Genomic DNA, 8445 nt, shown 5'->3' on the forward strand with positions numbered 1-8445 from the left:
ACCTCGCCCATGCCACCCCTGCCGAGCAGGCCTTCGAGGCGGTACCGCCCCGCGAGCAGCGTCACGGCCACAGGGTACTGGCCGGACCGGTGCGCACCGGACCGGAACGTTCCTCAGCGTTGTCCCGGCACCATGTCGGCGAGGTGCCGGCCGAGGTCGTCGACCTTCTGGACGGTGAGGTTCATGTTGGCGAGGACCGTGACCGTGACGCCGGAGGCCGGGCGGATCTCCTCGTAGGAGTTGAAGCCGGGGATCTGCCCGGAGTGCCCGTAGCTCTCGATCGCCGACATCGACTGGCCGCGTGACTCGACGCCGTAGCCGTACCAGATGTTCGGGGCCGCGGCGACCCGGGGGCGTTGCAGGTCGGCGAGCGTGTCGTCGCGGACCACGGTCGGGTCGCCGTTCAGCAGGAACTGTTGCCAGCGGCCGAGATCCCGGACGGTCGAGTGGAGACCGCCGGCCGAGAAGTAGACCGAGTCGTCGAACTGCGGCGCCGGCGTGGTCCAGTCCGTGTAGCCGACCGCGTCGTCGCCGGTGGGCAGGCCGGCCTGGTAACCGGTGTCGGACATGCCGAGCGGGTCGAGGATCTCGTCGTGCAGGAAGGTGCCGTAGCTCTTGCCGGAGACCCGCTCGACCAGCATGCCGAGCAGGACGTAGCCGGAGTTGCTGTAGGCCCACCTCGTGCCGGGCGGGAAGTCCAGCGGCAGTCCGGCGAAGAGCTGGGTCAGCTGTTCTGGCGAGGGCTGCCGGGTGCCGATCGACGCGAAGAACCGGTCGGCGGCGGCGGGGTCGCCGAGGGCGGTCCCGTAGTCGTGGATGCCCGCCGTGTGCGTCAACAGCTGGTCGATGGTGATCGGCGCCCACTGGGGCGGGCAGTTCGGCAGGTACGCGCACACCGCGTCGGTGACCGCGAGCCTGCCCTGCTCCTGCAGCACGAGCACGGCGAGCGCGGTGAACTGCTTGCTGACGGAGGCGATCCGGAACCGCGTGTTCGGGCCGTTGCGCACCCCGGTCGCCGGGTTGGCCCGGCCGAAGCCGCGGCGCAGCAACACCTTCGCGCCGTCGCGTACCTCGACGCTGCCGCGGAACCGCTGGTCGCCCACGGCCTGGTCGATGTAGTCGACGAGGGACTCGACGACCGGGTCCGGGAGCCGGCGCCCGGCCGAGGGCGCCGGTGCGCACGCCGCGACCAGCACCGACAGCACCGCCAGCACCGACACCAGCGCGGTCACCGGCACCGCGACGGTCGGTGGCGTCCCCCGAACCCTCATCTCGCCATTGTCGCTCCTCGCGCGGCTGCCAGCACCAGTTCCACCGGGTGGTGGGCGTGGCGGCCGGTGCCGTGCGCGATCTGCTGCCGGCAGGAGACGCCGGTCGCGGCGATGACCGTGTCGGGTGGCTCGGCGCGGATGGCCGGGAACAGGCGGTCCTCGCCGATGGCCATCGAGACGTCGTAGTGCTCGGCCTCGAAGCCGAACGAGCCGGCCATGCCGCAGCAGCCCGCGTCCACCTCGTGCACGCGCACCCCGGGGATGCGGGACAGCATCGCGAGCGTCGCGGCCGTGCCCACGTCGGCCTTCTGGTGGCAGTGGCCGTGGTAGAGGATCCGGCGGCCCGTGAACGAGTCGCCGAGTTCCAGGTCGCCGGCGTCGACGGCCTCGGTGACCAGCTCCTCCACCTGCCGCACCCGGCCGGCGACCTCGCGTGCCCTCGGGTCGTCCGGCAGCAGGGACACCGTCTCGTCGCGCAGTGCCAGGACGCAGGACGGCTCGCAGCCGACGATCGGCGTGGTGTCCCCCGCGAGCTGGTCGAGCATGCCGGTGGCCTGCCGGCGGGCGTCGTCCAGCAGGCCCTTGGACAGGCTGGACCGGCCGCAGCAGCCGTCCGCCGCGAGCCGCACCCGGTAGCCGGCGGTTTCCAGCAGCTCGATCGCCGCCCGGCCGACGGTCGGCTCGGTGTAGGTGGTGAAGGAGTCCGCCAGGAAGGTGACCGTGCCTCTCCGGGGTTCGCCGGCGCGGTGGGTGCGGAACCAGCGCACCAGGTTGCGGCGGTGGAAGCGCGGCAGCGGTCGTCGCGGTGCGAGGCCGAGGAGACGCCGTGCGCCGCCGGCGTGGTTGGACAGCGGGGCCGTCGCGGAGCCCAGCCTGTTCAGCCGGCGGATGCCGGCGAAGAGTCGCGACCGCAGGGGGACGCCGTGACTCTCGTGCCGGTGGTGCAGTGCCTCGCTCTTGAGCTTCGCCATGTCCACGCCCAGCGGGCACTCGCTCTTGCACGCCTTGCACATCAGGCACAGGTCGAGCACCTCGTGCAGCCGGTCGTCGCCCAGCGCGGCCTTCGGGTCCGGCTGGGAGAGCGCGTGCACGAGCGCGTTGGCGCGGCCGCGGGTCGAGTCCTCCTCGGACCTCGTGGCCATGTAGGACGGGCACATCACACCCGCGTCGGTCTTGCGGCACAGGCCGATGTTCATGCACCGGTCCGCCGCGCCCCGCATGCCGCCGACCACCTCGAACGCCAGCCGGGTCGGCATCGGCGGCGCGGGTGGCAGCGCCGGGTCCCGCAGGTGCTCGGTCATCGCCGGCGAGTCCACGATCTTGCCGGGGTTGAGCACGCCGGTCGGGTCGAACAGGGCCTTCACCCGGCGCATGGCCTCGTACAGCTCGTCGCCGAACAGCTCGCGGTTGAACTCGCTGCGGGCCAGGCCGTCGCCGTGCTCGCTGGAGTTGACGCCGCCGTACTCGCGGACCAGGTCCTTGACCTCCTCGGCGACGGCCCGCATGGTCGCGACCCCGCCGGGGTCGGTCAGGTCGACGAACGGGCGGACGTGCAGGCAGCCGACCGAGCAGTGGCCGTAGAAGCCGGCCCGCAGGCCGTGCCGGTCGAGGATCTTCGCGAACCTGGCCGTGTACTCGGGCAGGTGCCTCGGGTCGACGGCCGTGTCCTCGACGAACGCGAGCGGTCTGCGCGGCCCGACGCTCGCCGCCATCAGCAGGCCGAGACCGGCCTTGCGCACCTTCAACAGCGCGCCCTGCTGCGCCGGGGTGACGGCCTCGAGCGTGTGGTAGCCGTGGTTGTGCTTGCGCCACCGCGCGGTGAGCGTGCTCAACCGGCCGGTCAGCTCCCGTTCGTCGTCGCCCGAGAAGCTCACGAACAGCAGCGCGTCCGGGTCGCCGGTCAGGATCGTGCCGAGCGCGGCGTACTCGTGCCTGCGCCGGGACAGGTCCAGGATCGTCCGGTCCATCAGCTCGACCGCGGCCGGGTCGCAGGCGAGGGCGTCCTCGGTCGCCGCGATCGCCGCCTGCGTGGACGTGAAGTGCCCGACGGCGATGACGGTCTTCCTCGGCCTGGGCACCAGGTCGACGAGCGCGTTGGTGGTGAGCGCCAGCGTGCCTTCCGAACCCACGACGAACGTCGCGAGGTCGAAGTCCCGTGCGAGGCGGTCGAGCCGGTAGCCGCCCGCACGCCGCCAGAACTCGGGGAACCCGTTCGCGATGGCGTCCCGGTTGTCCTCGACCAGCCCGGGCAGCTCGCGGTGGAGCCGACCGGCCAGGGTGTCCACCGAGGACATGTCCACACCCGGCGCGAAGTGGGCGGTGGAGGCGTCGGAGAGCACCACGTCCAGCTCGCGGACGTGGTCGATGGTCATGCCGTACCGCAACGAGCCGCTGCCGGCCGAGTTGTTGCCGATCATCCCGCCGATCGTGGCGCGGTCGCTGGTGGAGGTGTCGGGTCCGAACATCAGGCCGTGCTCGGCGGCGGCCCGGTTGAGCTGGTCCTGGACCACGCCCGGCTCGACGAGCGCGGTGCGTGCCTCGGGATCCAGCGCGAGGATCCGGTTCAGGTGCCGGGACAGGTCCAGGACGACGCCGGCGCCGACGGTCTGCCCGGCGAGGCTCGTGCCCGCACCCCGCGGCACGACCGGTACGCCGTGCTCGCGGGCGGCGCTCACCGCGGCGGCGACGTCGTCGGTGTCCCGGGGGAACACGACGCCGAGCGGGGTGATCGAGTACATGCTCGCGTCCCGCGCGAACAGCTGCCGGGTGTAGTCGTCGAACGCCACCTCGCCCGCGAGGTCCCGCCCCAGTCGCCCTTCCAGGTTCACGCCGCCTCCAGCACGCGCAGCGCGGCGTTGACACCGCCCGGGTCCACCGGGACTCCCGCGAGTGCCAGTCCCATCTGGACACCGGCGAGCGTGCCGGCCAGTGAGACGTCGTTGAGGTGGCCGAGGTGCCCGATGCGGAACACCCGTCCGGCGAGGCGGCCGAGTCCGGTGCCGAGCGACATGTCGAAGCGGTCGAGGATGAGCGCGCGGATCTTGTCGGCGTCGTGTTCGGCCGGCACGAGGACCGCGGTCAGCACGGGGGAGTGCCCGCGTTCGTCGAGGCACAGCACCTCGAGCCCCCACGCCCGCACGGCGGCCCGCGTCGCCTCCCCGTGCCTGCGGTGGCGGGCGAAGACGTTCGGCAGGCCCTCCTCGTCGAGGAGCGCGAGGCTCTCGCGGAGCCCGTAGAGCAGGTTCGTCGGCGGCGTGTAGGGGAAGAAGCCGCGTCGGTTGGCCTCGATGATCGGGCGCCAGTCCCAGTAGGCGCGGGGAAACCGCGCGCTTTCGGCCGCGTGTAACGCCTTCTCGCTCACCGCGTTGAACCCGAGGCCGGGTGGGAGGAGCAAACCCTTCTGGGAACAGGAGACCGTGACGTCCACCCCCCACTCGTCGTGCCGGTAGTCGACCGAGCCGAGTGACGAGACGGTGTCGACGAGCAGCAGCGCGGGGTGGCCCGCCTCGTCGATCGCCTGGCGGATCTCGGGAACCCGGCTGGTGACCCCGGTCGACGTCTCGTTGTGCACGACGCAGACGGCCCTGGTCGCGTGGCCGGTGTCCGCGGCCAGCTTCTCGGCCACCGCGGCGGGATCGACGCCGTGGCGCCAGTCGCCGGGCACGAAGTCCACGTCCAGGCCGAGGTTGCCGGCCAGGTTCCGCCACAGCGTCGCGAAGTGCCCGGTCTCGAACGCCAGGACGCGGTCGCCCGGGCTCATCGTGTTGACCAGTGCGGCCTCCCACGCCCCGGTGCCCGACGACGGGTAGGCGACCACCGGGCCACTCGTGCCGAAAACGGGTTTCAGCCCGGCGAGAACGGCACGGGCGAGCTCGGCGAATTCGGGTCCGCGGTGGTCGATCGTCGGTGCGGAAATCGCGCGCAGCACCCGGTCCGGCACATTTGTCGGGCCGGGAATCTGCAGGAAATGTCGTCCGGCCGGGTATGGCATCGCCAACTCCTGTCGGTTGCGGGAACCTATTGACTGTTACCTGTGAGTCACGTCATAGTGACCCCAGTCCGGCACGAGCCAATGTGGTCTCGGGAGTCCTCATGACAATGCAGATAATCTCGGTTGTTGGGCTCGTCCTCATTGTTCTGCTCGCCACCCTGCGTTCGGTCAACATGGGCGCGATCGCTTTCCTCGGTGTGTTCCTGCTCGGCAGTCTCGTGTTCGACGTGAGCGACGACGACATTTTCGGTGGCTTTCCCGGTGACCTCTTCATCGTCCTGGTCGGGGTGACGCTGCTGTTCGCCATCGCCAAGGGCAACGGCACGGTGGACTGGTTGGTGCACCTGGGTGTGCGGGCCGTCGGCGGCCGGATCGCGTTCGTCCCGTGGGTGATGTTCGTGGTCACCGCCGTGCTCACGTCGGTGGGCGCGGTCGTGCCCGGCGCGGTCGCCATCATGGCGCCCATCGGGCTGAGCTTCGCCGCCCGCTACCGGATCAACCCGCTGCTGATGGGGCTGCTGATCATCAACGGCGCGAGCGCGGGTGGGTTCTCGCCCATCGGCGTGTTCGGCGTGATCACCAACGGCGTCGTGGACCACGAACACCTGGCGAGCGACCCCGGCCTGCTGTGGGCCAGCTCGTTCCTGTTCAACGCGGCGCTCTCCGTGGTGGTCTTCGTCCTGTTCGGCGGGCGAGACCTGGTGCGGCGGCGGGTCGACCCGGCCGGGCAGGACGCCACGGGGGAAGCCGAGCCCGACGAGCCGACCGGCGGGACCGGCTCGTCGGGCTCGGTCGCCACCGAACCGGCGGGCGCGCTCGCCACGCGGACCGAGCCCGTGACCGAGGTGTCCCGGGAGGTCGTGCCCCTCAACGCGCAACGGGTCGTCACGCTGGCCGGCCTGCTCGCGCTCGTCGTGGGCGCGCTGGGGTTCGACATCGACGTCGGCCTGCTCGCGCTGTCCGTCGCGACCGTGATCTGCGTCCTGTTCCCCAAGGACTGCAAGGGGAACGTCGCGGAGGTGGCCTGGCCGACCGTGCTGCTCATCTGCGGCGTGGTGACCTATGTGAACGTCATGAAGACGATCGGCACGATCGACATGCTCGGCGACAGCGTGGCGAACATCGGCGTGCCGCTGCTCGCGGCGTTCGTGATCTGCCTGATCGGCGCCGCGGTGTCGGCCTTCGCGTCCACCACGGGCATCCTGGGCGCGCTCATTCCGCTCGCGGTGCCGTTCCTGCTCGGCGGCGCGGTCGGCGCGGTCGGGCTGATCATCGCGCTGGCCATCTCGTCCTCGGTCGTCGACTCCTCGCCGTTCTCCACCAGCGGCGCGCTGGTGGTCGCGAGCAGCGGCACGGAGGTGCGGGACCGGGTGTTCCGCGGGCTGATGGCCTGGGGCCTGTCGATGATCATCGTCGCGCCGGTGCTGTCCTGGGCCGTCTTCGTGGCACCGGGCTGGCTGTGAACGTGCGCATGGGCTGCCGGCATGAGTGAGGGGATGCGTGCCGTGCTCGGGACGTTCCGGGTGCTGGAGGAGGTCGCGTTCACACAGCCGGCCGGCGTCGGCGAGCTGGCGCGGCGGCTGCGGATGCCGAAGACCACCGTTCAGCGGGCGCTCCGGACACTGTGGACGGCGGGCTGGATCTGCCCGTCCGGCGCGGAGACGACGAGCTGGGTGCTCACGACACGGGCGCTCCACATCGGACAGCGCGCGCTGCCGGACCTCGGTGTGCGGGACGCGGCGCTGCCGATCATGCGGGAGCTGCGCGCGGAGACCGGCGAGACCGCGCACCTGATGGTGCTCGAGGGCGACCACGCGGTGCTGATCGAGAAGGTCGAGACCGAGCACCCGATCCGCGCCGTGATCACCCTGGGCAGCGCGGTTCCACTGCACGGCTCGTCCAACGGCAAGGCCATGCTCGCGCACCGCCCGGTCGACGAGGTCCGCGCCATCGTGGGCGACCGCCTCGACCGCCACACGGACCGGACCATCGTGGACTGGGACGAGTTCCTGGCCGAGCTGTCGCGAGTACGCGAACGCGGCTACGCCACCAACGTGGGCGAGTGGCGCACGGACATCGCGGCGGTCGCGTCCCCGATCTTCGACCACGAGGGCGACACCCGGGCGAGCCTGTCGGTCTCCGCTCCGGGCAGCCGGATGCCGGCCGAACTGCGCGGCCGGTACGGCGCCCTGGTCGTGGCGGCTGCCCAGCGGGTCAGCACCATGCTGGGCTACCGCCGGCCACCGCCCCCCGACCACTGACCGCCGGTCCGCGGGTCGGGGTGGTGCGGTCATCGGCCCTGCCAGTGGGGTGGGCGCTTCTCCAGGAACGCCGTCACGCCCTCGTGGAAGTCCTCGCTTCCGTAGCAGCGGCGGATCAGGTCCTCGTCGGGGGGCAGGAGGTGGGTGCGGAGGCGGCGGAGGGCGATCTTGCTGGCCTGCATGGTGAGTGGCGCGTGGGCGGCGAGTTGGACGCACAGCTCCGCCAGCCGGGTGTCCACGTCCTCGGCCAGTTCGCTGGCCAGGCCGATGCGGACGGCCTCCGCGCCGTCGACGAAAGCCGCCGTGTAGATCAGGTGCAGTGTGCGGGCGGCGCCGATCAGGTGGGTGAGGCGTGCGTAGGTGGGCATGGACACGCAGTTGCCCAGTGTTCGTGCGATCGGGAGGCCGAAACGGGCGGCCGGTGTGCAGATCCGCAGGTCACAGGCCGCTGCGATGGACAGGCCGCCACCGGTGGCGTAGCCCTCGACGGCCGCGATCGTCGGCACCGCGACCTGTTCGAGGCGGGCGAGTACCGACTCGATGTGTCGCTCGTACTCGACGCCGTCGGCCGCGGAGAAGCCCCGGAAGTGGTTGATGTCCGTGCCGGCGACGAACGCCTTGCCGCCGGCGCCCCTGATCACCGCGACCCGCACCGACGGGTTGGCGTCCACCTGCTCGCAGAACTCGGCGAGCGCGTCGTACATGGCCATCGTCATGGCGTTGCGGGCCTCGGGGCGGTCGATGACGGCCGTGGCGACCGCGCCGTCGACCTCGGTGTGAACGCTCACCCGACTGCCCCGTCCGCTCGTAGGGCCGCGATGTCGGCGTCCGCGTAACCGGCCGCGCGGAGGATCTCGTCGGTGTGTTCGCCCAGTCCCGGCGGGGCCCGGCGGATGGTGCCCGCGGTCTCGCTGAGCTTGAC

6 protein-coding genes are annotated in these 8445 nt (G+C 71.7%); 2 read left to right on the forward strand and 4 right to left on the reverse strand.

The window, feature by feature from the left end; all coding sequences use genetic code 11:
• Positions 1–113: 113 nt before the first annotated feature.
• From ACJ73U_RS06485 to ACJ73U_RS06495, 3 genes are read right to left on the reverse strand one after another with little or no spacing between them, the layout of a single operon-like run.
• The gene (locus ACJ73U_RS06485) at positions 114–1271 is read right to left on the reverse strand and encodes a serine hydrolase domain-containing protein (protein WP_407776608.1); all 1158 of its coding nucleotides are present in this window, start codon (positions 1269–1271) and stop codon (positions 114–116) included.
• Positions 1268–4099, reverse strand: a complete 2832-nt coding sequence (locus tag ACJ73U_RS06490; protein ID WP_407776609.1) for an FAD-binding and (Fe-S)-binding domain-containing protein — start codon at positions 4097–4099, stop codon at positions 1268–1270. The genes ACJ73U_RS06485 and ACJ73U_RS06490 overlap by 4 nt, the downstream gene beginning before the upstream one ends.
• Positions 4096–5262 carry a pyridoxal-phosphate-dependent aminotransferase family protein gene (locus ACJ73U_RS06495; RefSeq protein WP_407776610.1) on the reverse strand — a complete coding sequence of 389 codons (1167 nt, stop codon included), beginning with the start codon at positions 5260–5262 and terminating at the stop codon, positions 4096–4098. Before ACJ73U_RS06495 ends, ACJ73U_RS06490 begins: the two co-directional genes overlap by 4 nt.
• A 101-nt stretch (positions 5263–5363) precedes the next feature.
• On the opposite strand from ACJ73U_RS06495, the gene ACJ73U_RS06500 reads away from it, so the two are divergent.
• Positions 5364–6725, forward strand: coding sequence for an SLC13 family permease (locus ACJ73U_RS06500; RefSeq protein WP_407776611.1), 1362 nt, complete (start codon positions 5364–5366; stop codon positions 6723–6725).
• A gap of 21 nt (positions 6726–6746) precedes the next feature.
• Positions 6747–7523, forward strand: coding sequence for an IclR family transcriptional regulator (locus ACJ73U_RS06505; RefSeq protein WP_407776612.1), 777 nt, complete (start codon positions 6747–6749; stop codon positions 7521–7523).
• A gap of 29 nt (positions 7524–7552) precedes the next feature.
• Here ACJ73U_RS06505 and ACJ73U_RS06510 read toward each other — a convergent pair whose 3' ends face one another.
• On the reverse strand, positions 7553–8311 hold the full coding sequence (locus tag ACJ73U_RS06510; RefSeq protein ID WP_407776613.1) for an enoyl-CoA hydratase/isomerase family protein: 759 nt from the start codon (positions 8309–8311) through the stop codon (positions 7553–7555).
• Positions 8312–8445 lie beyond the last annotated feature (134 nt).

The organism is Actinophytocola sp. (assembly GCF_045807065.1).
Lineage (GTDB): Bacteria > Actinomycetota > Actinomycetes > Mycobacteriales > Pseudonocardiaceae > Actinophytocola.